Raw genomic sequence first — 25,905 nt, forward strand, 5'->3', positions numbered from 1 at the left:
GCGGGGGTCCGTTGCGCGGCCCGCCGCATGGTGCGCCGGAACCGCTAGCGGCGCGAGAGTCCGCCGTCGACCGCGCTCATCAGCTCGCCGTCCGCCGTGTCCCCGTCCAGGGACCAGAACATGGCGCCGCCGAGGCCCCGTTCACGGATGTACGAGGTCTTGGTGCGCAGCACCTGAGGATCGTCGTACGTCCACAGCGTGGTGCCGTCGAAGAGCCACGCGTGGCCGTTCCGCCGGTCCCGGTGGAGCGTGTACGTCCCCGAGTCGGCGAGCTTCTTGAGCGCCTTGTAGTCCTCGTAACCCGCTGCCCAGGTCGCAGGCGCGGGCGCCGTCGCCGGCTGGTTCAGGCCGTCGCCGCCGCCGGTCACGCCGGTCCAGCCCTGGCCGTAGAAGGGCATGCCCATCACCAGTTTGCGGGCGGGTGCGCCGCGGCGCAGCCACTCGCGGACGGTCTGGTCGACGCTGAAGTCGCCGCGTGCGTGCAGGGCGGACTGCTGGGCGGTCGACTTCTCGCCCGAGACATGGAAGTCGTAACCCTGGAGGTTCACGAAGTCCAGGTCGCACATGATCCTGCGGACCTCGAAACCGGCGTCGATCTTGGCGGGGGCGGTCGGTACGAAGGCGGACAGCTCGTAGTGCTTGCGCTTGCCGTGCTGCGATTTCGCGTACGCGTCGAGCTGCGTACGGAATTCGTGCACGAGCGCCGTGAAGTTCTGCTTGTCCTCCGGCCGGAACACCGTGTCCGTGTCGCCCGCCGAGCCGGGCCACTCCCAGTCGAGGTCGACGCCGTCGAAGAGCCCGGCCGCGGCGCCGGCTCCGCCGCGTGCTCCGTCGACGGGCAGATTCCCCTTGATGTACAGGTCGACGCAGGAGGAGACGAACGCCTTGCGGGAGGCCGCGGTACGGGCCGCGTCCGAGAAGTGGGTGGACCAGCTCCAGCCGCCCAGGGAGATCAGGACCTTGAGGCCGGGGTGCTTGGCCTTGAGCTCGCGCAGCTGGTTGAAGTTGCCGGCGAGCGGTTGCTCGGCCGTGTCGGCGACACCGTCCACCGAGTCGGCGGCGTCGAGCGGACGGGCGTAGTCGGCCCAGGCGTCCGCCTCGCCGGGGATGCTGCCGGTGAAGCACTTGCCGTCGGAACTCACATTTCCGAAGGCGTAGTTGATGTGGGTGAGCTTGGCGGCCTGGCCGCTGGTGTCCATGTCCTTGACCTGGAAGTCCCGGCCGTAGACGCCCCATTGGGTGAAGTAGCCGACGCGCTTGTACGACTCGTGGTGGCTTCCCTGCGCCGAGGCGCTGGGCGCGAGCGCGGCGAGGAGGGAGAGGGAGCAGGCGGCAACAGCCGCCCTGGCAAGGGATCTTCGGCAGTTTCGACGCATGGCCAGGAACGTATTGGTCTGGACCATTGCGGTCAAGGGTGAGTGCGGGAATTGACGGCCATACCCGCGGTAAGCGCCTGCGTAAAGGCAAGTCATCACTTCGAGTGAAACTTTGGCCCATGCTTGCGGTCATCAACTGTCGGTTGCCACGCTGTTGCTGTCTGTCAACCTGTTGGGAGTGGCCAGTGACATTCGGTGAGCAGCCCGCCTATCTGCGCGTTGCGAGCGACCTTCGCCAGAAGATCGTCAACGGCTCGCTGCCGCCGCACACCCGGCTTCCCTCGCAGGCCCGCATCCGCGAGGAGTACGGAGTCTCGGACACCGTCGCCCTGGAGGCACGCAAGGTCCTGATGGCGGAAGGTCTGGTCGAGGGCCGCTCGGGCTCAGGCACCTATGTCCGCGAGCGCCCCGTCCCGCGCCGGGTCTCCCGCTCGGGCTACCGCCCGCCGTCCGGAGCCAATCCCTTTCGTCAGGAACAGGCCGAGGAGGGGACCCGGGGCACCTGGGAGTCCAGCAGCGAACAGGAGGGCGCAAGCCCGGAGATCGCCGTCCGCCTCGGCATCCCGCTCGGTGACCGGGTGATGCGTACGCGCTATGTGTTCCGCGACGCGGGCGAGGCGGTGATGCTCTCCACCTCGTGGGAGCCGCTCGAAGTCACCGGCCGCACACCGGTGATGCTGCCCGAGGAGGGTCCGCTCGGCGGCTGCGGAGTCGTCGAGCGCATGGCGGCCATCGACGTCGTCGTCGACAACGTGGCGGAGGAGGTCGGCGCCCGGCCGGGGCTTGCGGAGGAGCTCCTGGCGCTCGGCGGTGTACCCGGCCATGTGGTGATGGTGGTCGAGCGGACGTACTACGCATCGGGACGGGCGGTCGAGACGGCGGACGTCGTGGTCCCGGCGGACCGCTACCGGATCGCATACCACCTGCCGGTGAAGTGACCGGTAGGCGGACAGCACGTCCGGCTCCCGTGATCACGAGTTAACAGTGCCCCGCCTCCCGTAACGCAGGGGCAATCGCCCCCTGCGACGTGCCGTCATGTCCCGCTCCTACCTTCCCGTCCGTACCCGCGTACCGGACTGACGAACGGGATGTCACAGATGACGGACACTGCCACCCCCACCACAAAGGCTCCGGAGCAGCCGCCCGGGCGCAGTTACGCGAAGCTCGCCGCCGACGAGAGCCGCGAGGACTACTCGCTGCGCTATGCACCGCACTCGTTCCGGCGCTGGTCGCCCGCGATGGTCGCGGGCACCGCGCTCGGCGGCATCGCCTATCTCGCGGACTTCGCGATCGGTGCGTCGATCGTCTTCACCTACGGATTCACCAGCGGCCTCGCCTCGATCCTCACCGCCGCGGTGATCATCTTCCTCACCGGGATACCGATCGCCCGGGCCTGTGCGACGTACGGCCTGGACATGGACCTCGTCACGCGCGGCGCCGGCTTCGGCTACTTCGGCTCGACCCTCACCTCCCTCATCTACGCCTCCTTCACCTTCATCTTCTTCGCGCTCGAAGGCTCGATCATGGCCCAGGCCATGCACCAGGCCGTCGGACTGCCCGTCGAGTTCGGCTATCTGGTCACCACGCTGATCGTCATCCCGATCGTCTTCCGGGGGATGGGCGCGCTGGCGAAGGTGCAGGCATGGACCCAGCCGGTCTGGATCATCGGCCTGGTGCTGCCCTTCGTGGTGCTGGCCTTCGAAGCCCCGGACGCCTGGGGTGCGTTCGGTTCCTTCGGCGGTACGGAGGGGGCGGGCTCGGGCTTCTCCTGGATCGGCTTCGGCCTCGGCACGGGCGTCGCGCTCTCCCTCATCGCCCAGATCGGCGAACAGGCCGACTATCTGCGCTTCATGCCCGCCAAGACCGAGGCCAACAAGCGCCGCTGGAACCTCGCCGTCCTCGGCGCCGGGCCAGGCTGGGTCATCATCGGGGCCGCCAAGCAGATCGGCGGCGCATTCCTCGCCTTCGTCGCGCTGGAGGCCGTCGGCAAGACGCACGCCCTGGAGCCGATCGCCCCGCAGATCGAGGCGCTCAAGCCCTGGCTCGGCTCGGTCGCCCTGCCCGCCGCCGCGCTGTTCGTGATCGTCTCCCAGATCAAGATCAACGTGACCAACGCCTACAGCGGCTCGCTGTCCTGGTCGAACTTCTTCTCCCGTATCACCCACAAGCACCCGGGCCGGGTCTGGTACATCTTCCTCAACCTCGCCATCGCGCTGACGCTGATGGAGATGAACATGTTCGCGATGCTGGGCAAGCTGCTCGGCTTCTACTCGAACGTGGGCATCGCCTGGATCGCGGCAGTGGCCGCGGATCTTGTCATCAACAAGCGGATCGGGCTGAGCCCCAGCTACATCGAGTTCAAGCGGGCGTATCTGTACTCGGTGAACCCGGCCGGCTTCGGCGCGATGGTGATCGCGTCGACCGTATCGATTCTGGCCTTCTTCGGGCTCTTCGGTACGTACGCCGAGGCGTTCTCGACCTTCATCGCCGCCGGACTCGCCCTCGTCCTCTGCCCGTTGATCGCCTGGGCGACCAAGGGGAAGTACTACCTGGCGCGCCCGAATCCGGTGAACGGCCCCGGCGTCGAGATCGACGACATCACCGCCACCCACACCTGCGCCGTGTGCGAGACCGCCTACGAGCTGCCCGACATCGCGGACTGCCCGGTCCACTCGGGCCCGATCTGCTCGCTGTGCTGCTCGCTGGACTCGGAGTGCGGGGACATCTGCCGCAAGGATCCGGCGGGCGGTTCGGCGGAAAGCCCGGCGGCCGGTCCGGTACTGATGCCGGTGCCGACGATGCCGGCCCGCGGGGCGTAAACAGGGCCGGAATCGGCCAGCAGGGGCGCATCCAGACGGGTGCGCCCCTCTTTCATATCTCTTTGTGTAAATCCGTATCCGGTGAGTAAAGGTCAGGCGTAGGCTCGGGCATATGCGTACTGCGGTTTCCTGGCGATCCTTACAGACATCCGGGCCGGCCGAGGGAGGGGCGCGATGAACGAGGGCGGCGGCGCTCTGCTCCCCTGGCTTGTCATACGGCAGGACGACAACGGCAACCGCTACCGCGTCGGGCGGTACGCCACTCAGGACGAGGCCCAGCAGATCGTGGACACTCTCGACGGCCGTGGACACAAGCAGCTCTACTGGGTCGAGCGCATAGGCCAGACGACGCACTAGCCCAGTACGCTCCGGCGCATGAAGGATCGTGTCGTGGTGGCCGGAGCGGTGTGCGAAAAGGGGCGGCTGCTGGCCGCGCGCCGCAGCGCACCCGAGGAGCTCGCCGGCCGCTGGGAACTGCCCGGCGGCAAGCTGGAGCCGGGGGAGAGCCCCGAGCAGGCGCTGGTGCGCGAGCTGCGCGAGGAGCTGGGCGTCGAGACCGAGCCGCTGGAGCGGATCCCCGGCGAGTGGCCGCTCAAGCCCGGCTATGTCCTTCAGGTGTGGACGGCCCGGCTGCTCTCCGGGGAGCCCCGGCCGCTGGAGGACCATGACGAGCTGCGCTGGCTCGCGCCGCACGAGACCGATGCCGTCGACTGGCTCGACCCGGACCGGCCCGCCGTGGCGGAGGCCGCGCGCCTCCTTCGTGAAGGTGAGCTGCCTGAGGGGTGAGCTGCCTGAACGGTGAGCTGCGCGAAAGTGGGCGGGACGGCGCGCGCGACCGACGCCTACGCCGTTCGTGCCACGGTGCGCCCATTGCTGCGCCGGTCGCGATACCTCCCCCCGAATATCGGGTATGTGCTGATTAACCCCCCTAAATAGGACGCGGGTCTGCTGGGTCTGGGGCTGGTCTGGGGAAGTGAGCGGCGTGATCGACACCGAAGGTGAATGCGTCGAATGGGCCTTCCCTGCGGAGCCCGACGCCGTGCGCATCGCCCGGCACGCCGTGCGCGACACCCTGCGACGCTGGGGACTGGATTCGGTGATCGGCGACATGACCGTACTGCTGGTCAGCGAGCTGGTGACCAACTCTCTGCGGTACGCATCGGGCCCCATCGGGGTCCGGCTGGTCCGGCCCGAACCGGGCGACACCACCCCCACGCTGCTGGTGGAAGTCTCCGATCCCCTTCCGGATCCGCCCACCGAGCGCAGCGCGCTCCCCGACGACGAGGGCGGACGCGGGCTTCAACTGGTGGCTTGTTCCGCTCGTAGGTGGGGAACCAGGCGGGGGAGAACGGGCAAGACCGTGTGGTTCGAGCTCGCTCTGACTGGTTAGAAGTGTGGGGGGACGACGATCTCGCCGCGCACGGGTCCGACCTGGCCGGGACAAGGCCGAAAATGAACGAGACCGTGCTGTGATCGTGAACGCCGTGTCGGTCGCGCCCGTAGTACTGAATACTGCGGTCATGGCCGGTCCGGTGCGGTGAGCTGGAGGGGACGGTCGCGTGAGCGAAATACCTGAGACGGCGAGCAATGTCGTATGGCAGAGCAGCCCGCCTGGCTCGATCTATGACTACATCAAGGTGGCTTCCTTCTCGATCGGCCCCGACGGGCTGGTCGACCAGTGGAGCCGGCGCGCGGTTGATCTCTTCGGCATCACTGCAGACGAGGTCAGGGGCAAGGACCCGGTCGAGGTCTTCATGCCCGCCGAGCTGCGCCCGCGCGGCCACCGGCACGTTGCCGAGATACTCGACGGCAAGGAGTGGACGGGCCTCGTCCCCTTCCGGATGCCTGGGGCGGGCGGCGGGCACGGTATCGCCGAGGTCTATGTGATGCCGAGTGAGACGGAGAGCGGCGACAAGGCTGCGCTCTGTATCGTCGTCGACGTCCGCGCCCTGCGACGGATCGAGACCGATCTTGCCGCTTCGCAGGCCATTTTCGGCCAATCTCCTTTTGGCTTCCTCCTGTTCGGTACGGATCTGACCGTGCAGCGCGCCAATCAGCGCTTCGCGACCGTCTTCGGAGGTGCCGCCGACGATCACCGCGGACGCACCGTCCACGACTATCTCTCCCGCGCCGAGGGCGACCGGATGAACGCCTCGCTGCGCCGGGTGCTCGAGACCGGCGAATCCGCCATCGACCTCCAGATCGTCGGCGCGGCACCCGGCAGCACGGACCGCAGGCACTGGTCGATCAACCTCTACCGCGTGCACAGCGGATCCGGGCGGCCCATAGGCGTCGCCGGGATCGGCACCGATGTCACCCGCCGTCATATCGCCGCCCGCGAGGCCGCCAGCGCCCGCCGCAATCTCGCCCTCCTCAATGAGGCGAGCGCGCGCATCGGCAACTCCCTCGACCTGGAGACCACGGCCCGCGAACTGCTCGACGTCGCCGTCCCCGGCTTCTGCGACCTCGCCGCCGTCGACCTCCTTCAGGGGCTTCTGACCGGCGACGAGGCCCCTCCCGGCAGATGGGGGTCCCCGCACGCCGAGGGCTACGGCGGCGGCGCCGGGAGCGCCGAACTGCGCCGGGTCGCCTTCGCCAGCGCCGTCTCCGACGCACCGCTGGTGGCCACTCCGGGCTGCAGCCCCGAGGGCAGCGCCCCCACCGAGGTCGGCGCGGTCCATCGCTACACCTTCAACTCGCCCTGCGCGAGAGCCCTGCGCACGGCCCGCGTCCAGTCGATCCCGGGCGAGGACGGCAGTCTCGTCCAGTCCACGCTCGCCGTGCCGATGGTCGCGCACGACACCGTCGTCGGCATGGCGCAGTTCTCCCGTACGAAGGGGAGCGAGCCCTTCGGGGAGCGGGACCAGGCGCTCGCCATCGAGCTCGCCGCCCGCGCCGCCGTCTGCATCGACAACGCGCGGCTCTACCGCAGGGAGCACGAGCGGGCACTCATCCTCCAGCGCAGCCTGCTCCCGCCCGGCGACCCCGAGGCCGCGGGTCTGGACATCGCCTGCCGCTATCTCCCCGGCAACACGGCCACCGAGGTCGGCGGTGACTGGTTCGACGTCATCGAACTGCCCGGCCACCGCACCGCCCTGGTCGTGGGCGATGTAATGGGCCGCGGTCTGCGGGCCGCGGTTGCCATGGGTGAACTGCGCACCGCCGTACGGACCTTGGCGCTGCTCGACCTGGAGCCCGCCGAGGTGCTCTCCGCGCTCGACGAGATCGCCCGCGGTCTCGGCAGCCCCAGCGGCGCCCAGCAGGCCTCCCGCGTCGCCCACAAGTCCCGCGACGCCGACCTCTCCGAGGTCTATCTCGCGACCTGTGTCTACGCCGTCTACGACCCGGTCACCCGGCGCTGCACCTTCGCCAACGCCGGCCATCTGCCGCCCGTCCTGGTCGAACCGGGCGAGGAGGCGCTGCTGCTCGATGTGCCGCCGGGGATGCCGCTCGGCGTGGGCGGCGAACCCTTCGAGGAGGTCGAGGTAGAGCTCCCGGAGGGCGCGCTCCTCGCTCTCTACACCGACGGGCTCGTCGAATCCCGCGACCACCCTCTCGACGAGGGACTGCGTGCCTTCCGCACCGCACTCACCGATCCCGTGCGCCCGCTCGAAGACGTCTGTGACCATGTGCTGAACACCCTCGACACCCGGCACGGCGAGGACGACATCGCGCTGCTGATGGCCCGTATCCAGGGGCTGCCCGTGGACGCCGTCGGCGACTGGCGGCTGCCACGCGAGCCCCGCTCGGTGGGCCGGGCCCGCGAGCTGGCCCGCGCCCAGCTCGTCACCTGGGACCTCGAGGCGCTCGTGGACACGGTCGAGCTGCTGGTGAGCGAGCTCGTCACCAACGCCCTGCGGTACGGCGAGGGCGAGATACGGCTTCGCCTGCTGCGCGACCGCACCCTCGTCTGCGAGGTCTGGGACGCGGGCCTCGTACAGCCGAGACGGCGACGAGCGCGCGAGACCGACGAGGGCGGCCGTGGACTGCAGCTGGTCGGGCTGCTGAGCGCGGCCTGGGGCTCGCGCCGGACCCCGCGCGGCAAGACGGTCTGGTTCGAACTCGCCCTGCCCGACGGGGACTCGACGGCGGAACCCACGGTCGAACAGCTTCTGAGCATGTTCTGACCGCGCTACGCCGCCTTGAGGGCAGCCAGGCGAGCGTCGATCTCGGCACTGTCGCCCAGGCTGTCCAGCTGCTCGAACTGGGCGTCCAGCGACGACGCGGCGAGCTCCTGCTTGCCCATCGCCTTCGCCTCCTCGCGCCGCACCTTGTCCTCGAACCGGCTCAACTCGCTCGTCGGGTCGAGCACATTGATGTTCTTGGCGGCGTCCATCATCCGGTTCTGCGCCTGCGCGGACTTGGCCCGCGCCACCAGCTCGTCCCGCTTCGCCTGCAGCTCGGTCAGCTTCGTCTTCATCTGGTCCAGGCCCGACTTGAGCTTGTCCACGACCTCCGTCTGAGAGGCGATGGTCGGCTCGGCGGTCTTCGCCTCCTTCTCGGACTGGAGCTGGCGGCCCAGCGCCACCTTCGCCAGATTGTCGAACTTGTCCGCGTCCGCGCTCTGCCCCGCGCCGCGCAGCTCGTCCGCCTTCCTGCTGGCCGCGAGCGCCTTCTCGCCCCACTCCTTGGCCGCGTCCACGTCCTCCTGGTGGTCCTGCTCCATCAGGCGCAGATTGCCGATGGTCGTGGCCACCGCCTGCTCCGCCTCCCTGATGTTGTCCGTGTAGTCCCGGATGAGCTGGTCCAGCATTTTCTGCGGATCCTCCGCCTCGTCGAGCAGGGCATTGATATTGGCCTTCGCCAGCTGGGCGACACGGCCGAGGATGGTCTGCTTGGTCATGGCACTTCTCCTTGAACACCTTATGGAAATGGGGAGTTGGATCAGAAGCGGCCGCCGCCCATCCGGCCGCGCGTGCCCCCGCCGCCGAAGCTGCCGGGCCCGCCGCCGAAGCCGCCACCCCCGAAGCCCCCTCCACGACCCCCTCCGAAACCCCCGCCATATCCCCCGCCCCTTCCTCCGCCGCCGAACAGTCCGCCGAGGATGATCCCGCCGAGCACCGCGCCCCCGAGCCCGCCCCGCGCGCTTCCTGCTTCTTGTACACCGCCCGGGCCGAATGGGTTCCCGTACGCCCGCACATCGTTTTCCGCCAGGCTCTGCGCCTGCCGCGCCAGCGCGTCCGCCTGCTGCACCTCGGCCAGCGCACCCTGCGGATCGCCCGAACCCGAACCCGAACCCGAACCCGAACCCGAACCCGAACCCGAACCCGAACCCGGGCCGCCCGAAGCGTCCGCTCCCGCCAGTTCCCGCGCCCGCTCGAGCCGCCTCTGTGCCTCCGTCAGCCGCGTCCGGGCCTCGCTGCCGACCGCCCCACGATGCGTGGTGATGTAGTCGGCCGCCGCGCCGACCGTCGACCGCGCGCCCAGCATCGCCTGGTCCAGCAGCGCCCGGGCACGCCGCGGCCCCTGCTCGTTCTCCCGCGCCCCCGCCAGCGCCTCGTCCAGTGCCGCGTCCGCCTCCTCGACCCGGCGCAACGCGTCGATCGGGTCGTACGGCCCCGCTTCCTGTTCCCTGCGTACCTCCGCGACCACCGTCTCGGCGCGGGCGATCCGCCCCTGCAGGTCGGCCGTCGACACCCCCTCCGGCGTGCCCTTCAGCAGTCCGCGCGCCTCGGCCAGATCGGTGTCCGCCTCGGTGAGCGCGCCGGGCAGCTTGCCGGCCGCCTCCGCCAGCTCCTGCGCCCGCCGGTCCACGGCCTCGATGAGCCGGGTCGCCTGCGCGAGTGCGCCCTCGGCCGCCCGTATCTGCACGGCGGCCGCGCCGTTGTCGGCCGCGTCGACCGCTGTGCGCGCCTCGTCGAGGCTGGATTTCGCGAAGACGAGCCGGTCCTTGGCCTGTTCGACGTCGCTCGCGACGGGTGCGGCCGCGGAGGGTGCGTACCGCTCGCGCATCACTCCGAGCGTCGCTTGCGTCGTGACGACGCGTCCGCCGAGGTCGTCGTAGGCAGCCTCGGCCGTGGCGAGGGCCTGCGGCGCGTTGTGTTCCAGGGCCCGCAGCCGGTCGAAGTCCTCCGACTCCGCGTCGAGGCGCCTGTTGGCCTCCGCGCACCGCGAAACGATCTCGTCGAGCATCCGGCGGCGGGTCGCGTCGTCCTCCGGGTAGGCGTCGTCGAGCTGCTGACGCAGCCGGAACGCCGCCGTCAGCTCACTCTTCGCGTAGTCGACCGCCTCATGGAAGGGCTTGGCCGCCTCCTCCCCGAACTGGGCGGTGGCGAAGCCGAGTTCCTCCTGGCTGGTGCGCAGGGCGTCGTCCGTGTCGACGAGTGTCTGCCTGGCCTCGGCGTCGAGTTCGGCCAGCGGCTTCTCCCGCGCCTGCTGCGGTGTGCCCCAGCCCTCCTGGCCGCCCTGGGGCGTGGTCCGGGTCGCGGCCCGCTTTCTGCGCTTGGCGAAGCTGTACGCGGCGAGCGCGCCGGCCCCGCCGAGGACCGCGATCGGCAGCACCAGGTCACCGGCCCCCGTCCCGGCCCCCGTGCCGCCCGGGTCGGCCTCGCCGGGGGTGATGGCGGGCGCGGGCACGGGCTGTCCGCCCACCTCGGCGTCATAGCCGTTCGCGGCCCCGATCGCCGCGCCCGCCCAGTCGTTCTGCCGCAGCGCGGGCTCGATCGCGGTGCCCGCGACGTCCGCGAGCTGTGCGTCGGTGAGCTGCGAGTCGGCGTCCACGTAGTACGCGTACTGCCGGTCGTGCGTCGCGACCGCGAGGAGGATGTCGTTCTGGCCGAGGCCGTTCTTCTGCGCGGTGGCGTTCGCCCATTCCTGCGCGGACCGGCCGGAGAAGTCCCGTACGTACACGACGAACAGCTGCAGCCGACGATCGTCGTAGAGCCGGTCGAGCGCCTCGGTGACCTGCGGTTTCCGGTCGCCCAGGGCCCCGACCCGGTCGGTGGCCTGACCCTCACGGGACAGGCTGACCGGGTCGTCGGCGAGCGCGCATCGAGCGGCGGGCACGACCAGCCACCACGCCGCCACCAGCGCGGCCAGGAGGGCCCGGGTGGCTATTCGCGTCACATTTGGGAGGCTATGTCGGCCGGTGAACCTCCGCGACCGGACGGTGCCCGCCGGGACGGTGCCGTGCCGGACGCTGCCCGACCGGCACCGTCACGATTCCTCCCGCCGGCGGATCTTGTTGCCCAGCCAGACCAGCGGGTCGTACTTCTTGTCCACCGCCCGCTCCTTCAGCGGGATCAGCGCATTGTCAGTGATCTTGATGCCCTCGGGGCACACCTCCGTGCAGCACTTCGTGATGTTGCAGTAGCCGAGTCCGTGCTCGTCCTGGGCGGTCTTCTTGCGGTCCAGGCCCGTCTCGGCGGCCGCGTCCAGCGGATGCATGTCCAGCTCCGCCACCCGCATCAGAAAGCGCGGACCGGCGAAGGCCGCCTTGTTCTCGTCGTGGTCGCGCACCACATGGCAGGTGTCCTGGCACAGGAAGCACTCGATGCACTTGCGGAACTCCTGCGAGCGGTCCACATCCATCTGCTGCATGCGGTACTCACCCGCCTTCACGCCCGGCGGCGGCACGAAGGAGGGGACCTCCCGTGCCTTCGTGTAGTTGAAGGACACATCCGTCACCAGGTCCCGCACCACCGGGAACGCCCGCAGCGGCGTCACCGTGATCGTCTCCTCGCGCGAGAAGACCGACATCCGGGTCATGCACATCAGCCGCGGCCGACCATTGATCTCCGCGCTGCACGAACCGCACTTGCCCGCCTTGCAGTTCCAGCGGACCGCGAGATCGGAGGCCTGGGTGGCCTGGAGGCGGTGGATGATGTCGAGGACGACCTCGCCGTCGTTGACCTCGACGGAGAAGTCCTCAAGATCCCCGCCCTCCTGATCGCCCCGCCAGACCCTGAAGGCCGCTGTGTAGCTGCTCACTCGTAGAGCTCCTCTTCGGCGAGGTACTTGACCAGCTCCTCCTTCTCGAAGAGGGCGAGCAGGTCGGGACGGATGGGATCGGTCGTCTTCCGTACGAGGTCGATCTGGCCGCGCACCGGATCGGTGGCCGCCAACCCGCCCGTGGAATCGATCAGTTGGCAGATCAGATTGACCCGCCGCCAGTCGCGTTCCATGGCCGGGCAGTCCTCGCGGGTGTGTCCGCCGCGGCTCTCGGTGCGCTCCAGCGCGGCCCGCGCGATGCACTCGCTGACGAGCAGCATGTTCCGCAGGTCGAGCGAGAGGTGCCAGCCGGGGTTGAACTGCCGGTGGCCCTCGACCCCGGCGCGCCGCGCCCGCACGCGCAGATCCGCCAGCTTGTCGAGCGCCTGCTCCATCTCCGCCTCGCGCCGGATGATGCCGACCAGGTCGTTCATCGTCTGCTGGAGTTCCTGGTGGAGGGTGTACGGATTCTCGGGCTGCGCGCCCGCCTCGGGGCCCTCGGCGCTGAACGGACGCAGTGCCTCCGCCGCGGCCGCGTCGATCTGGGACTCCTCCACCGGCGGCCGCTCGGCCAGCCCGTCGGCGTACTCGGCCGCGTGCAGACCTGCCCGCCGGCCGAAGACCAGCAGGTCGGAGAGCGAGTTCCCGCCGAGCCGGTTGGAGCCGTGCATCCCGCCCGCGACCTCGCCCGAGGCGAAGAGGCCGGGAACCCCGACCGCCGCCGCAGTGTCGGACTCGACGGCGATGCCGCCCATCACGTAGTGGCAGGTCGGTCCGACCTCCATGGCCTCCGCCGTGATGTCGACGTCCGCCAGCTCCTTGAACTGGTGGTACATCGACGGCAGCCGGCGCCGGATCACCTCGGCGGGCATCCGGGTGGAGACATCCAGGAACACGCCGCCGTGCGGGGAGCCGCGGCCCGCCTTCACCTCGGAGTTGATGGCGCGGGCCACCTCGTCGCGGGGCAGCAGCTCAGGAGGACGCCGGTTGTTGTCCGGGTCCTCGTACCAGCGGTCGCCCTCCTCCTCCGACTGTGCGTACTTCTCCTTGAAGACGTCGGGGACGTAGTCGAACATGAACCGCTTGCCCTCGGAGTTGCGCAGCACCCCGCCGTCGCCGCGCACCGACTCGGTGACGAGGATCCCCTTCACCGACGGCGGCCAGACCATCCCGGTCGGATGGAACTGCACGAACTCCATGTTGAGCAGCGGAGCGCCCGCGAGCAGCGCCAGAGCGTGCCCGTCGCCGGTGTACTCCCAGGAGTTCGACGTCACCTTGAAGGACTTGCCGATCCCGCCGGTGGCGAGGACGACCGCCGGCGCCTCCAGGACGAAGAAGCGCCCGGACTCCCGCTCGTAACAGAAGGTGCCGCTCACCCTCCCCCCGTCCTTGAGGACGCGGGTGACCGTGCACTCCTGGAAGACCTTCAGACGCGACTCGTAGTCGCCGGTCTCCTTGTAGTCCTCCTGCTGCAGTGAGACGATCTTCTGCTGGAGCGTACGGATCAGCTCCAGGCCCGTCCGGTCGCCCACGTGCGCCAGGCGCGGGTACTCGTGCCCGCCGAAGTTGCGCTGGGAGATCTTTCCGTCGGCCGTACGGTCGAAAAGTGCGCCCCAGGTCTCCAGCTCCCACACCCGGTCGGGCGCCTCGCGCGCGTGTAGCTCGGCCATCCGCCACTGGTTGAGGAACTTCCCGCCGCGCATGGTGTCGCGGAAGTGCACCTGCCAGTTGTCACCGGCGTTCACATTGCCCATGGAGGCGGCGATGCCGCCCTCGGCCATCACGGTGTGGGCCTTGCCGAAGAGGGACTTGCAGATCACCGCCGTACGGGCGCCCCGCTCGCGCGCCTCGATGGCGGCCCGCAGACCCGCGCCGCCCGCGCCCACCACCACGACGTCCCACTGCTGCCGTTCGAGTTGCGTCATGTCAGAACGCCCCACCCATCAGAAGAACCTCGGATCGTCGAAGGCACCGGACGCGACGAGATAGACGTAGAAGTCGGCGAGCGCGACGCTGATCAACGACGCCCATGCGAGGAGCATGTGCCGTTCGTTCAGCCTGCCGACCCAGCCCCACAGCCGATAGCGCACCGGGTGTTTGGAGAAGTGCTTGAGCCGGCCGCCGATGATGTGCCGGCAGGAGTGGCACGAGAAGGTGTACGCCCAGATCAGCACGATGTTGACCACGAAGACGACCGTGCCGAGGCCCATGTGTCCCCACGCGTAGTGCTCGTCGCGGAAGGCGAGCACGGTGTCGTACGTGAGGATCGAGGCGACTGGTACCGCCGCGTAGAAGAAGTACCGGTGGATGTTCTGCAGGATGAGCGGGAAGCGGGTCTCGCCGGTGTACTTCTTGTGCGGCTCGGCGACCGCGCAGGCCGGTGGTGAGGCCCAGAAGCCCCGGTAATAGGCCTTGCGGTAGTAGTAGCAGGTCAGCCGGAAGCCGAGCGGGAAGATCAGGATCAGCAGCGCGGGGGACAGGCCCCACCAGCTGCCGAAGATCTCCCAGTTGGGGCCGCCCCGCATCGTCTCGCAGTTCTCCGCGAGGCAGGGGGAGTAGAACGGCGAGACATACGGCGCCGCGTAGTAGTCGGCGTTGGCGAATGCACGCCAGGTCGAGTAGACGATGAAGGCGAGCAGCCCGGCTGCGGTCAGCGCGGGCGCCAGCCACCAGCGGTCGGTCCGCAGATGTCGGGGGCTGATGGCGGCGCGCGTCGCGCCATGCACGCCTGTATTGATTTGTGGTGGTTCAGTGCCTGTGGCCAACGAGATCTCCTAGGGGGCGTGCCGGTCTTGGACGCCCAGGCCCTCGTCGTCGGAGTCCGTCCACAGGGCGTGGTTGTACGGCACGTCGGGGATGGTGACCAGCTCGGGGCGCTCGGGTTTCTTCGACTCGGCGGACGCGGCCGGTCCGGCGCCACGCAGCTGATCGACGGTCCGCTCCAGGTCGCCTACACGCTGGACGAGCTCGTCGAGGCGCTGCTGGATCGCCGTCAGATCTTCCTGCTGGGACATGACTTGCCCTCACTTCCGCAGGGTGCGGTGGCATCGCTCATGCGCCTGCGAGTGTCGCGCGTCACATCCCCGCTTGTGAAGGGACGTGCAGGGATTCCTGGCGCATGCGCTGTCAGCGCGCCCCTTGTGGTTCGAACCTCACTCCCCCCATTTTGTCCCCTTTGGCCGCACTGTGTCCGCTTCTTCGTTGGGCCGCACGGGTGGCCTTGAAGTGGCTCACGTCGTGTCGTCGCCGAGTGTCGCGCTTCGTCCACTTCAGTGGACGGGAATCGGTGTGATCATCTCTAAATTCCGCAAAACAGGACGATGAGGTACAAGCCATGTCCGAGGTCGACGCGCCACGCGGGAGGACATGCTCCCGGACGCTCCGTTCCGTCGCGCTGCTCACAAGCGGGGTGCTCGCCCTGCCCGTCCTGTCGGGCTGCAGCTCGGGCGAAGCTGAGAGCGATGCCACTGCCGCTGCGCAGGACATCGCGCCCGCCGGGCGGGACCTTGTCGCCGAGGGAGGCACGCTGCGCTGGGCGATCGACGCGATGCCCACCACGCTCAACACCTTCCAGGCGGATGCCGACGCCGCCACGACGCGTATCGCCGGGGCGGTGCTGCCCTCGCTCTTCACCCTCGACCGGAGCGGCCGCCCGCAGCGCAATCCCGACTTCGTCGAGTCGGCGAAGATCGTCAAGCGTGAGCCCAAGCAGGTCGTCCTCTACAAGCTCAACCAGAAGGCGGTGTGGAGTGACGGCCGGGAGATCGGCGCGGCCGACTTCGTCGCGCAGTGGAGGGCGCTGAGCGGCAAGGACTCGGCGTACTGGACGGCCCGCAACGCCGGCTACGAGCGGATCGAGAAGATCGAGCGCGGCGCCAACGACCTCGAAGTCAAGATCACCTTCAAGAAGCCGTACGCGGACTGGCAGTCCCTCTTCACGCCGCTCTACCCCAAGGACGTGACCGGGACCCCCGCCTCCTTCAACGACGGCGCACGCACCATGCTCAAGGCGACCGCCGGTCCCTTCCAGCTGAAGGGCCTCGACCCCAAGGCGGGGACGGCCACACTCGTACGCAATCCGCGCTGGTGGGGGCAGGAGGCCAAGCTCGAGCAGCTGGTACTGACCGCCGTGCCGCGCGACAAGCGCGCGGCGGCCCTCGCGGCGGGCAGCCTCGATCTCGCGGAGATCGACCGGGGCACGGCGGACCGCATCGCCCTTGCGCGGAAGGACAAGGGCGCCGGCGGCCAGCAGCCCGCCCATGGTCCCGGCGCCGCCGTCACCCCGTCCGCGGCGCTCAAGTCCTGGGCACTGGCGAACGGCTCGAACGAGGCGAAGGCCCAGGCCGCCCAGAAGGCCCGCAGGCAGACCGCCGAGGCGATCAGTGAGTACGCCACCGAGCAGAAGACCCTGCGCGGCTATGTGGTGCGCAAGTCGCTGGAGCCCGCCTACACCCAGCTAGCGCTGAACGGTGAGTCCGGGCCGCTCGCCGACGACCGGGTGCGCCGGGCCGTGGCCCGTGCGCTGAACCGCAAGGAGCTGGCCGAGGCCGTACTGACCCCGCTCGGCCTGCCCGCCACCCCGCCCGGGAGCCATCTGGCGCTGGCCGGTCAGCGCGCGTACAAGGACAACAGCGGGGCGCTCGGCGATCAGAACACCGAGGAGGCGCAGGCACTGCTCGCCGACGCGGGCTGGACGCCCGCCGGTGCGCGGATGAAGCCCGCCCCGGCCAAGGCGGGCGGCGAGGGCGGAACCGACAAGAAGAAGGCTGTCGGCAGCGCGGCTCCCGGCACGGCAGTACCCAAGGCGGGTTCCAAGCAGGCGCCGAAGGAAGCCGTCAAGGAAACGGCCAAGGCAGCGGCCAAGAAGGAAGAGGACGTCGCCTCCGACGACGGGCTGTACATCGTCGGCGACGACAACAAGCCCGCAAGCACCGGCCACGGCCACGAGGGCGGCGCAGCCGGTACGCACATCCTCGCCCCCGCACCTGCCGCTGCCTTCCAGGGCATGGCCGTGCAGCGCCAGGCCGAGTCGCTGGACGACGGAGCCACCGGGCCGAGGACGAGCGCCCAGGAGGGGAAGGGCCCGGTCGCCGGGGCGTACGCACCGCGCGGCACCGCCGCCCCCGCCCGCGCCGGCGGCCCCATCGGCAAGGACGGCAAGCCGCTCAACCTGCGCTTCGTCCTCCCCTCGGGCCCCGGTTCCGAGGCGCTGCGCACCGTCGGCGACAAGATCGCGCAGATGCTGGACCGCATCGGCGTGCACACCGAGATCACCAAGGTCTCCGACGACAGCTACTTCAAGGACCACATCGCATCGGGCGACTACGACATGGCGCTGTACTCCTGGCCCGCCACCGCCTACCCGGCGACGGACGCCCGCCCGATCTACGCCAAGCCCGAGCCCGCCACCGACGGCTCGCTGCTGGTGGAGCAGAACTACACCCGTGTCGGCTCGGACTACATCGACCAGCTCTTCGACCAGGCGGTCGCCGAGCTGGACGAGGACGCGGCCCGTGACCTGGTGCGCAGGGCCGACGCCCGGATCTGGGCGGCGGCCGGGTCCATCCCGCTCTATCAGCGCCCCGAGCTGGTCGCGGCCAGGACCGGAGTGGCCAACGCCGGGGCCTTCGGCTTCGGCGCACCCCGCTACCAGGACATCGGCTTCAAGAAGCCCACCTCGGGAGCGCCGAAGAACACCAAGAAGTAGCGGGTCACAACCTCAGAAGTGGCTCAAGTTCCTTGCCCGCCGGTGCCGCCGGCGGGCAGGATCGTTTCACCCTTGACCCAGGCTTTTTCATCCCGGTTCCACCGCTCCCCACTGACGCAGGATCCCGCTCCCGATCGGCCCGGGAAGCCCCCGACGCGGCGGCCCCGTACCATGGGACTAGCCGTGGCGTGTCCGCCCGGCGGGCGGACGAGGCTACGACAGTCAGACGCCTGATCCCACGATCGAGAGAAGCGCCAGCCAGCATGCCCACGCGCCACGACATCCGTAACGTTGCCATCGTCGCCCACGTCGACCACGGCAAGACCACCCTGGTCGACGCCATGCTGAAGCAGGCCGGCGCCTTCGCCGCGCACGATGCCGAGCACCTCGACGACCGCATGATGGACTCGAACGACTTGGAGCGTGAGAAGGGCATCACGATCCTGGCGAAGAACACCGCCGTGAAGTACCACCCCAAGGCCGGCGGGGCCCCGATCACGATCAACATCATCGACACCCCCGGCCACGCCGACTTCGGCGGCGAGGTGGAGCGCGGTCTGTCGATGGTCGACGCGGTCGTCCTGCTCGTCGACGCCTCCGAGGGCCCGCTTCCGCAGACCCGCTTCGTGCTCCGCAAGGCGCTGCAGGCCCGGATGCCCGTCATCCTCTGCATCAACAAGACGGACCGCCCGGACTCCCGGATCGACGAGGTCGTCAACGAGACCTACGACCTGTTCCTGGACCTGGACGCGGACGAGGACCAGATCGAGTTCCCGATCGTCTACGCCTGTGCCCGTGACGGCGTCGCCTCGCTGACCAAGCCGGAGGACGGCACCGTCCCGGCCGACAGCGAGAACCTGGAGCCGTTCTTCACCACGATCCTCGAGCACGTCCCGGCTCCCGAGTACGACGAGGCCGCGCCGCTCCAGGCCCACGTCACCAACCTGGACGCCGACAACTTCCTCGGCCGTATCGCGCTGTGCCGTGTCGAGCAGGGCGAGCTGCGCAAGGGCCAGACCGTCACGTGGATCAAGCGTGACGGCACGAAGTCCAATGTCCGCATCACCGAGCTGATGATGACCGAGGCGCTCACCCGTAGGGCGGCCGAGAAGGCGGGCCCGGGCGACATCTGCGCGGTCGCCGGATTCCCGGACATCATGATCGGCGAGACTCTGGCCGACCCCGAGAACCCGATCGCGCTCCCGCTGATCACGGTCGACGAGCCCGCGATCTCGATGACCATCGGTACGAACACCTCGCCGCTGGTCGGCAAGGGCGGCAAGGGCCACAAGGTCACGGCCCGCCAGGTGAAGGACCGCCTGGACAGGGAGCTCATCGGTAACGTCTCGCTCCGCGTCCTGGACACCGAGCGCCCCGACGCCTGGGAGGTCCAGGGCCGTGGTGAGCTCGCGCTGGCGATCCTGGTCGAGCAGATGCGCCGTGAGGGCTTCGAGCTGACCGTCGGCAAGCCCGAGGTGGTCACCAAGGAGATCAACGGCAAGGTGCACGAGCCGATCGAGCGCATGACGATCGACTCCCCCGAAGAGCACCTCGGCGCCATCACGCAGCTGATGGCGACCCGCAAGGGCCGTATGGAGACCATGACCAACCACGGCTCGGGCTGGATCCGCATGGAGTGGATCGTCCCGTCCCGCGGCCTCATCGGCTTCCGTACGGAGTTCCTGACCCAGACCCGCGGCACCGGCATCGCGCACTCCATCTTCGAGGGCCACGAGCCGTGGTTCGGCGAGCTGCGCACCCGTCACAACGGCTCGCTGGTGGCGGACCGCTCCGGTTCGGTGACGCCGTTCGCGATGGTCAACCTCCAGGAGCGCGGTGTCATCTTCACCGAGGCCGGTACCGAGGTGTACGAGGGCATGATCGTCGGCGAGAACTCGCGTGCCGACGACATGGACGTGAACATCACCAAGGAGAAGAAGCTCACCAACATGCGTGCCGCCTCCGCGGACACCACCGAGAACGTGGTGCCGGCACGGAAGCTGTCGCTGGAGCAGTCCCTGGAGTTCTGCCGCGAGGACGAGTGCATCGAGGTGACCCCGGAGACCGTGCGTATCCGCAAAGTCGTCCTCGACCAGAAGGAGCGCGGCCGCACGGCCTCGCGCGCCAAGCGCAACTGACGTACCGCGGGCGCCCTCGTGCGCCGGCATGTCCGACCGTCCGACGGGAACGGCCCGGACGACCCCACTGCGGGGGTCGTCCGGGCCGTTTGCGTGTGTCCGACGCCCCGGAAACCGGGCGAACGGTGCCTGAGTCCCAGGCTGTCCGTCAACAGGTTTTCTTACCCCACTTGTTCGGCTATCGGACGTTGCTCACCGGAAACCTGTATTAACAGTCCGTTTCGCGGGTGTCTGTCTGCGATCCCTTTGTCCGAATTTTGGGCCTCTGAGGTGGGGTGATGTTGCCAAAACGAGATGCTTTAAGTGTGGTTTACGGCCCGAACTTACCCAATAGTTGGCTTCACTGAGCTCGGGTCAACGGGTCATGCGCTTTGGGGAGCGCCGACTCACGAGCACACGGGGTACTGCTCTTCGCCGTCAGGGGTGTCGGCGGGTGTCAAGTGCCCAACCTTGCAGTGAATACGTGGACTCATGAGGAGGAACCCATGCGCGGTGCCTTGAGCGCCAGTGGGGTCGGGTCGTCACAGATGGCTCGTACGGCCGGACATTTCCAGCGCAATTCATCCGGTCAGGTCGCTGGCAGCGGCCGGCGATTCTGAGACCCGGTCAACCGCTCGGCTCGCGCTCCTGAGGGGTGGAACCCACCTCTACTGACGCTCTTTCCAGCCTTCATGCCCCGGGTACTCCCTCGGGCATGAGGTAACGCGGCCGCACCCGTCGAGGGTGGCGGACGGCAGCGGGGGATCGTCACACAGCAGCCATGACCTTCGAGTGCAAACCGCTCGGCCGTCACAGCGTGCAGGATCGCGGGTCACCCGACACCCGTGAATGGACACATCATGACCAGTCCAATTGAGACCGAGGGCACCGACGCCTCTGTCACCTTGGACAAAGACACCGCGACCAAGACCGACGCCGCGGACAGTGCCAAGGCTCCCACCGGCCGTTCACCCGGCCAGCTCATGTGGACGCGCTTCAAGCGCGACCGCACGGGTGTGATCTCCGCCTGGGTGGTGCTGTTCTTCTTCGTCGTCGCGGCGCTGGCGCCGGTGATCTCTGCCCTGTACGGCAAGGATCCCTACACGCTCTACCCGACGAAGCCGGAGTACGCGAACCTGCTCGACGACTTCGCCATGCCCGCCGGCAGCTTCGGCGGCATCTCCGGCGACTTCTGGTTCGGTGTCGAACCCAACCTGGGCCGCGATGTGTTCACCATGCTGCTCTACGGCATGCGCACCTCGCTGTACATGGCGCTCGTCCTCACGCTCCTCAGCGTGGGCACGGGCGTGATCATCGGCATGGTGGGCGGCTACTTCGGCGGCCGGGTGGACTACTGGCTGGGCCGGACGACGGACTTCTTCCTCGCCTTCCCGAGCCAGCTGTTCTTCATCGCCTTCATGCCCGTCGTGACCGCGCTGTTCGTCTCTCCGGCGGACGAGACCCCCACCTACCTGCGCGCCGTCGCGATCCTGCTGGTGATGTGGTTCCTCGGCTGGATGGGCATGGCCCGTCTGGTTCGAAGCTCCGTACTCTCCCTGCGAGAGCGGGAGTTCGTGGAGGCGGCCAAGGTTTCGGGCGCCTCGCGGTGGCGGATCGTGCGCAAGGAGATCCTGCCGAACATCGTCACGCCGATCCTTGTGCAGGGCACCTACACGCTGCCCAGCTCCATTCTGAGCATCGCGTTCCTCTCGTACGTCGGTGTCGGCTTCGTCGAACCCACCCCCGACTGGGGGCGGATGTTCGCGATCGGCTCCGGGATCTACGAGCAGGACCCGGCGTTCATGATCTTCCCGGGTGTCGCCCTGGTGGTTTTCGTTCTGTGCTTCAACCTCCTTGGTGACTCAGTCCGGGACGCGTTCGACCCCAAGACCGGACGGTGACGTCCATGGGTGGGGGTAACTGCCGCCCCCGCACCGGGCAACCGGACGGTCAGGCAGCTCTTGTGGATAACAACCGACAGGTAGGTGCAACGAGCATTATGAAGCCCCTCAACTCGCGCTCCGCACGCGCCATAGTCGTCGCAGTCGCGGCGGGTTCGCTGGCGCTCACCGGCTGCTCCAAGGACAGCGGTAAAGACGCCAAGGACCAGTCCAAGAATCAGAATGACGCTGCGGCTCAGTCGAAGCCCGTCGCCTACGGCACCGCGGCTCAGTCCAACGGCCCGGCGGCAGAGGTCCCGGGCGCCAAGCCCGGCGGCACCATCAGCGTCTACACGCAGTCGGACCTGACCCACATGGACCCGGGTCAGATCTACGTCAGTGACGCGGGCCAGTTCGCCAACCTGCTTCACCGCAAGCTGACGAACTACCAGGAGGACGACAAGGGCAACCTGACGGTCGTCGGTGACATCGCCACCGACGCCGGCAAGGCCTCCGACGGCGGCAAGACCTGGACGTACACGCTGAAGGACGGCATCAAGGACGAGGACGGCAACGCCATCACCTCGGCCGACGTCCGTCACACGATCGAGCGCCAGTACTCGAAGGTCATCTTCGACGGTCCCTCCTTCGTCCAGACCTGGCTCTCCGGCACCGACTACCGCAAGGCGCTGCCGGACGGCCCGTACAAGGGCAAGCACCTTCCGGACACCGTCCTTGCGACCCCGGACGCCAAGACGGTCGTCTTCCACTTCGACACGGCCCGCCCGGACCTCCCGCAGGCGCTGGCCATGGCCGGTTACGGCATCGTCCCGCAGAAGGACGACACGAAGGAGAAGTACGACAAGGCGCCGAAGTCCCTCGGCCCGTACAAGGTCGCCGAGTACAAGGCCGGCAAGTCCCTGAAGCTGGTCAAGAACACCAACTGGGACCCGAAGACGGACGCGGTGCGTCACCAGTACGTCGACGGTTACGCCTTCACGACCACGATCGACCAGCCCAGCCAGACCAAGCGTCTGGTCTCGGACCAGGGCGAGGCCAAGAACGCCATCCAGTTCACGGACTCGGTGGACCCCGCCCAGATGCAGTCCGTGATCACCAACGCGGCGGTCAACAAGCGCACGATCAAGGGCTACCAGCCCTACGTGTGGCAGCTGAGCTTCAACCTGGACCGCATCAAGGACAAGAAGATCCGCGACGCGATCACCTACGCCATCCCGAACCAGCGCATGATCCAGGCTGACGGCGGCAAGTACGGCGGCGAGCTGGCCGGCGGCCTGTTCGCGCCGACCCTGCCGGGCTTCGACCCCGCGTACGACCCGTTCGGCAAGATGAAGAAGCCCAACGGTGACCCGGCGAAGGCCAAGAAGCTCCTCGAGGAGGCGGGCTTCAAGAAGGGCACGAAGCTCACCTACGCCTACTCGAACACGCCGCGTGGCCAGAAGCAGATGGTCATCATCAAGGACGCGCTCAACGCCATCGGCTTCGACATCCAGGCCAAGGAGATCGAGCGCGCCAGCTTCTACGAGCAGATCGGCAAGGTCAAGAACCCGTACGACCTGTACATGACCGGCTGGGGCCAGGACTGGTCCTCCCCGTCCACGGTCGTCACCCCGGTCTACGACGGCAAGCTGATCTCCGACGGCGCGTCGAACTACTCCCACATCAACGATGAGAAGGTCAACACCCTCATCCAGGAGGCTCTGGTCCTGCAGCCCGAGGCCGCGGCCAAGAAGTGGGAAGAGGCTCACCACCGCATCATCGAGGAGATCAACCCGGCTGCTCCGGTCTACTACTCGAAGCAGATCCAGCTCTTCGGCTCCAACATCGGTGGCGCCCGGTACAGCACGAACTCGAGCTACATCGACATCAACCGTCTGTACCTGATCCAGCCGTAACGCCGAATCACGGCTGATCCGTGGGGGTGTGCGCCAGGCGGAGCGCACCCCCACGGACCTTCACCCCTCACAACCCCGCCGATTCCGAAGAGAGCAGCCTCCCGCGATGCTTCAGTTCCTCATCCGCAGGTTGACCGGCGCCGTCGTCATCATGTTCCTGATCGGCGCGTTCACGTTCTTCCTGTTCTACACAATCCCTCAGGACTTCGCCGAGCTCTCCTGCGGCAAGAACTGCTCGCCGGAGAACATCGCGGTCATCCGCGAGAACCTCGGCCTCGACAAGCCGATCACCACCCAGTTCTGGGACTTCATGGTCGGCATCGTCACCGGCCGGGACTTCCCTCTCGGTCACTGCCCCGCACCGTGCCTCGGAGTCTCCTTCAGCACCGGTGACTTCGTCTGGGCGTCCATCATGGACCGCTTCCCGCTGACGCTGTCGCTGACCATCGGCGGACTCATCATCTTCCTGGTGCTCGGACTCGCCTCCGGACTCATCGCTGCGTGGAAGCGCGGCACCGCGGTCGACAAGGCAGTCAGTGGCGCCTCGATGGTGCTCAGCTCGTTCCAGATCTACTTCCTGGGGCCGATCGTTCTTGGCATCTTCGTCTACCAGACAGGGTGGATGGACAACCCCAAGTACGTTCCGTTCACGGACGATCCGGTCGGCTGGGCCGTCGGGCTGTTGATTCCCTGGGCCGTCATGGCGACGATCTTCACCGCCCAGTACACGCGTATGGCTCGCTCCACCATGATCGAGCAGCTTCAGGAAGAGCATGTCCGCACCGCGCGGGCCAAGGGCATGCGACAGCGGTACGTCTTCTTCCGCTACGCCTGGCGCGGCTCGCTCGCTCCCATCGTCACCATCCTCGGCATGGACCTCAGCGCGCTCCTCGCGGGCGCCGTGGTCACCGAGTTCACCTTCCAGCTGGCCGGTGTCGGCCGCCTGGCGGTGGTGTCGTCGCTGACCAAGGACCTTCCGCTGACGATGGGCGTGATGCTGTTCGGGGCCTTCTTCATCCTGATCCTGAACATCATCGTGGACCTCGCCTACGCCTACATCGACCCGCGCGTGCGCCTCGCCTAGGAGAACGACCGTGACCACACTGACCAAGACCGAAGACACACCGGCCCCGACCGGGCCGGAGGCCTTCCTCTCGGTCCGCGACCTGCGGGTGCGGTTCTCCACCGAGGACGGCATCGTCAACGCGGTCGACGGCCTCTCCTTCGACGTCGAGCGCGGTAAGACGCTCGGCATCGTGGGCGAGTCGGGCTCCGGCAAGTCCGTCACCAACCTGACCGTCCTCGGTCTGCACAGCCCCAAGACCACGACCGTCGACGGAGAGATCCGCCTCGACGGCCAGGAGCTGACCGACGCGCCCGAGAGGGAACTGGAGAAGCTCCGCGGCAACAAGGTCGCGATGATCTTCCAGGACCCGCTGACGGCGCTCTCGCCGTACTACACCGTGGGCCGGCAGATCGCCGAGCCGTTCATGAAGCACACCGGCGCCTCCAAGAAGGAGGCGAAGGCGCGCGCCATCGAGATGCTCGACAAGGTCGGCATCCCGCAGCCCGCGATGCGCTTCAACGACTACCCCCACCAGTTCTCCGGCGGTATGCGCCAGCGCGCGATGATCGCCATGGCGCTGATCTGCAACCCCGACCTCCTGATCGCCGACGAGCCGACCACCGCGCTCGACGTGACCGTGCAGGCGCAGATCCTCGACCTGCTCAAGGACCTCCAGCAGGAGTTCGGGTCGGCGATCATCTTCATCACCCACGACCTGGGCGTCATCGCCAACATGGCCGACGACCTGCTGGTGATGTACGCGGGACGGGCGGTGGAGCGCGGCACCGTCCGCGAGGTGCTCACGGCGCCCCAGCACCCGTACACCTGGGGTCTGCTGAGCTCGATGCCGCGCCTCGGTGGCGACATCGACGAGGCGCTCATGCCGATCCCCGGCTCCCCGCCGAGCCTGCTCAACCCGCCGTCCGGCTGCCCGTTCCACCCGCGCTGCACGTTCACCGACAAGGTGAGCGACTCGCGGTGCTCGGGCGAGCGGCCGCAGTTGGCCGAGGGACGTTCAGCTGCCTGCCACCTGACGGCGGACCAGAAGCAGACCATCTTCATCGATCAGATCAAGCCCCGGCTGGGCTAGGGAGA

Annotated in this window: 19 protein-coding genes; 12 read left to right on the plus strand and 7 right to left on the minus strand. The window is 68.4% G+C overall.

Annotation, left to right across the window (positions count from 1 at the left end; genetic code table 11):
• Positions 1-44: 44 nt before the first annotated feature.
• On the minus strand, positions 45-1,376 hold the full coding sequence (locus ABZS64_RS22590; RefSeq protein ID WP_355832528.1) for a glycoside hydrolase family 18 protein: 1,332 nt from the start codon (positions 1,374-1,376) through the stop codon (positions 45-47).
• A gap of 185 nt (positions 1,377-1,561) precedes the next feature.
• On the opposite strand from ABZS64_RS22590, the gene ABZS64_RS22595 reads away from it, so the two are divergent.
• From ABZS64_RS22595 to ABZS64_RS22620, 6 genes are all read left to right on the plus strand, one after another.
• Entirely contained in the window at positions 1,562-2,314 is a 753-nt protein-coding gene (locus ABZS64_RS22595) for a GntR family transcriptional regulator (protein ID WP_355832403.1), read from the plus strand.
• Positions 2,315-2,473: 159 nt separating this feature from the next.
• Complete coding sequence (locus ABZS64_RS22600; RefSeq protein ID WP_355832406.1) at positions 2,474-4,195, plus strand: hypothetical protein; 1,722 nt, start codon at positions 2,474-2,476, stop codon at positions 4,193-4,195.
• A 174-nt stretch (positions 4,196-4,369) separates the two neighbouring features.
• On the plus strand, positions 4,370-4,552 hold the full coding sequence (locus ABZS64_RS22605; RefSeq protein ID WP_355832409.1) for an SPOR domain-containing protein: 183 nt from the start codon (positions 4,370-4,372) through the stop codon (positions 4,550-4,552).
• An 18-nt stretch (positions 4,553-4,570) separates the two neighbouring features.
• Positions 4,571-4,981: a (deoxy)nucleoside triphosphate pyrophosphohydrolase gene (locus ABZS64_RS22610; protein WP_355832412.1), complete on the plus strand. Its 411-nt coding sequence runs from the start codon at positions 4,571-4,573 to the stop codon at positions 4,979-4,981.
• A 187-nt stretch (positions 4,982-5,168) separates the two neighbouring features.
• A complete protein-coding gene (locus tag ABZS64_RS22615) occupies positions 5,169-5,585 on the plus strand; it encodes an ATP-binding protein (protein ID WP_355832414.1) in 417 nt (138 codons plus the stop codon).
• A gap of 169 nt (positions 5,586-5,754) precedes the next feature.
• Positions 5,755-8,322: a SpoIIE family protein phosphatase gene (locus ABZS64_RS22620; protein WP_355832416.1), complete on the plus strand. Its 2,568-nt coding sequence runs from the start codon at positions 5,755-5,757 to the stop codon at positions 8,320-8,322.
• A 5-nt stretch (positions 8,323-8,327) separates the two neighbouring features.
• On the opposite strand, the gene ABZS64_RS22625 is transcribed toward ABZS64_RS22620, so the two are convergent.
• The 6 genes from ABZS64_RS22625 to ABZS64_RS22650 form a co-directional block, all read right to left on the minus strand.
• A complete protein-coding gene (locus tag ABZS64_RS22625) occupies positions 8,328-9,038 on the minus strand; it encodes a PspA/IM30 family protein (RefSeq protein ID WP_355832419.1) in 711 nt (236 codons plus the stop codon).
• Positions 9,039-9,079: 41 nt separating this feature from the next.
• Positions 9,080-11,260: a TPM domain-containing protein gene (locus tag ABZS64_RS22630; RefSeq protein WP_355832422.1), complete on the minus strand. Its 2,181-nt coding sequence runs from the start codon at positions 11,258-11,260 to the stop codon at positions 9,080-9,082.
• A gap of 90 nt (positions 11,261-11,350) precedes the next feature.
• On the minus strand, positions 11,351-12,124 hold the full coding sequence (locus tag ABZS64_RS22635; RefSeq protein WP_355832424.1) for a succinate dehydrogenase/fumarate reductase iron-sulfur subunit: 774 nt from the start codon (positions 12,122-12,124) through the stop codon (positions 11,351-11,353).
• Positions 12,121-14,049 (minus strand): fumarate reductase/succinate dehydrogenase flavoprotein subunit, encoded by a 1,929-nt coding sequence (locus ABZS64_RS22640; RefSeq protein ID WP_355832427.1) that lies wholly within the window; start codon positions 14,047-14,049, stop codon positions 12,121-12,123. Before ABZS64_RS22640 ends, ABZS64_RS22635 begins: the two co-directional genes overlap by 4 nt.
• A gap of 18 nt (positions 14,050-14,067) precedes the next feature.
• Positions 14,068-14,889 carry a hypothetical protein gene (locus tag ABZS64_RS22645; RefSeq protein ID WP_355832430.1) on the minus strand — a complete coding sequence of 274 codons (822 nt, stop codon included), beginning with the start codon at positions 14,887-14,889 and terminating at the stop codon, positions 14,068-14,070.
• A 9-nt stretch (positions 14,890-14,898) separates the two neighbouring features.
• Positions 14,899-15,138, minus strand: a complete 240-nt coding sequence (locus ABZS64_RS22650; RefSeq protein WP_355832433.1) for a hypothetical protein — start codon at positions 15,136-15,138, stop codon at positions 14,899-14,901.
• 320 nt (positions 15,139-15,458) lie between these two features.
• Between ABZS64_RS22650 and ABZS64_RS22655 the strand changes: the two genes are divergently transcribed.
• From ABZS64_RS22655 to ABZS64_RS22680, 6 genes are all read left to right on the plus strand, one after another.
• On the plus strand, positions 15,459-17,831 hold the full coding sequence (locus tag ABZS64_RS22655) for an ABC transporter family substrate-binding protein (protein WP_355832435.1): 2,373 nt from the start codon (positions 15,459-15,461) through the stop codon (positions 17,829-17,831).
• Positions 17,832-18,094: 263 nt separating this feature from the next.
• Complete coding sequence (typA, locus tag ABZS64_RS22660; protein WP_355832438.1) at positions 18,095-19,969, plus strand: translational GTPase TypA; 1,875 nt, start codon at positions 18,095-18,097, stop codon at positions 19,967-19,969.
• Positions 19,970-20,808: 839 nt separating this feature from the next.
• The gene (locus ABZS64_RS22665) at positions 20,809-21,849 is read left to right on the plus strand and encodes an ABC transporter permease (protein WP_355832441.1); all 1,041 of its coding nucleotides are present in this window, start codon (positions 20,809-20,811) and stop codon (positions 21,847-21,849) included.
• Positions 21,850-21,947: 98 nt separating this feature from the next.
• Positions 21,948-23,744, plus strand: a complete 1,797-nt coding sequence (locus tag ABZS64_RS22670) for an ABC transporter substrate-binding protein (RefSeq protein WP_355832444.1) — start codon at positions 21,948-21,950, stop codon at positions 23,742-23,744.
• Between the two features lie 106 nt (positions 23,745-23,850).
• Positions 23,851-24,828, plus strand: a complete 978-nt coding sequence (locus ABZS64_RS22675; protein ID WP_355832447.1) for an ABC transporter permease — start codon at positions 23,851-23,853, stop codon at positions 24,826-24,828.
• Positions 24,829-24,838: 10 nt separating this feature from the next.
• Positions 24,839-25,900, plus strand: a complete 1,062-nt coding sequence (locus ABZS64_RS22680; RefSeq protein WP_355832450.1) for an ABC transporter ATP-binding protein — start codon at positions 24,839-24,841, stop codon at positions 25,898-25,900.
• Positions 25,901-25,905: the final 5 nt, after the last annotated feature.

This window comes from Streptomyces sp. NPDC005408, from assembly GCF_040606445.1.
Classification (GTDB): Bacteria; Actinomycetota; Actinomycetes; order Streptomycetales; family Streptomycetaceae; genus Streptomyces.

What these genes read in the sequence shown, in the direction of transcription:
- ABZS64_RS22590 (WP_355832528.1), bottom strand. Translation starts at nt 1,376, where the DNA reads ATGCGTCGAAACTGCCGAAGATCCCTTGCCAGGGCGGCTGTTGCCGCC.
- ABZS64_RS22600 (WP_355832406.1), top strand. Translation starts at nt 2,474, where the DNA reads ATGACGGACACTGCCACCCCCACCACAAAGGCTCCGGAGCAGCCGCCC.
- ABZS64_RS22605 (WP_355832409.1), top strand. Translation starts at nt 4,370, where the DNA reads ATGAACGAGGGCGGCGGCGCTCTGCTCCCCTGGCTTGTCATACGGCAG.
- ABZS64_RS22610 (WP_355832412.1), top strand. Translation starts at nt 4,571, where the DNA reads ATGAAGGATCGTGTCGTGGTGGCCGGAGCGGTGTGCGAAAAGGGGCGG.
- ABZS64_RS22625 (WP_355832419.1), bottom strand. Translation starts at nt 9,038, where the DNA reads ATGACCAAGCAGACCATCCTCGGCCGTGTCGCCCAGCTGGCGAAGGCC.
- ABZS64_RS22640 (WP_355832427.1), bottom strand. Translation starts at nt 14,049, where the DNA reads ATGACGCAACTCGAACGGCAGCAGTGGGACGTCGTGGTGGTGGGCGCG.
- ABZS64_RS22650 (WP_355832433.1), bottom strand. Translation starts at nt 15,138, where the DNA reads ATGTCCCAGCAGGAAGATCTGACGGCGATCCAGCAGCGCCTCGACGAG.
- ABZS64_RS22655 (WP_355832435.1), top strand. Translation starts at nt 15,459, where the DNA reads ATGTCCGAGGTCGACGCGCCACGCGGGAGGACATGCTCCCGGACGCTC.
- typA (WP_355832438.1), top strand. Translation starts at nt 18,095, where the DNA reads ATGCCCACGCGCCACGACATCCGTAACGTTGCCATCGTCGCCCACGTC.
- ABZS64_RS22665 (WP_355832441.1), top strand. Translation starts at nt 20,809, where the DNA reads ATGACCAGTCCAATTGAGACCGAGGGCACCGACGCCTCTGTCACCTTG.
- ABZS64_RS22670 (WP_355832444.1), top strand. Translation starts at nt 21,948, where the DNA reads ATGAAGCCCCTCAACTCGCGCTCCGCACGCGCCATAGTCGTCGCAGTC.
- ABZS64_RS22675 (WP_355832447.1), top strand. Translation starts at nt 23,851, where the DNA reads ATGCTTCAGTTCCTCATCCGCAGGTTGACCGGCGCCGTCGTCATCATG.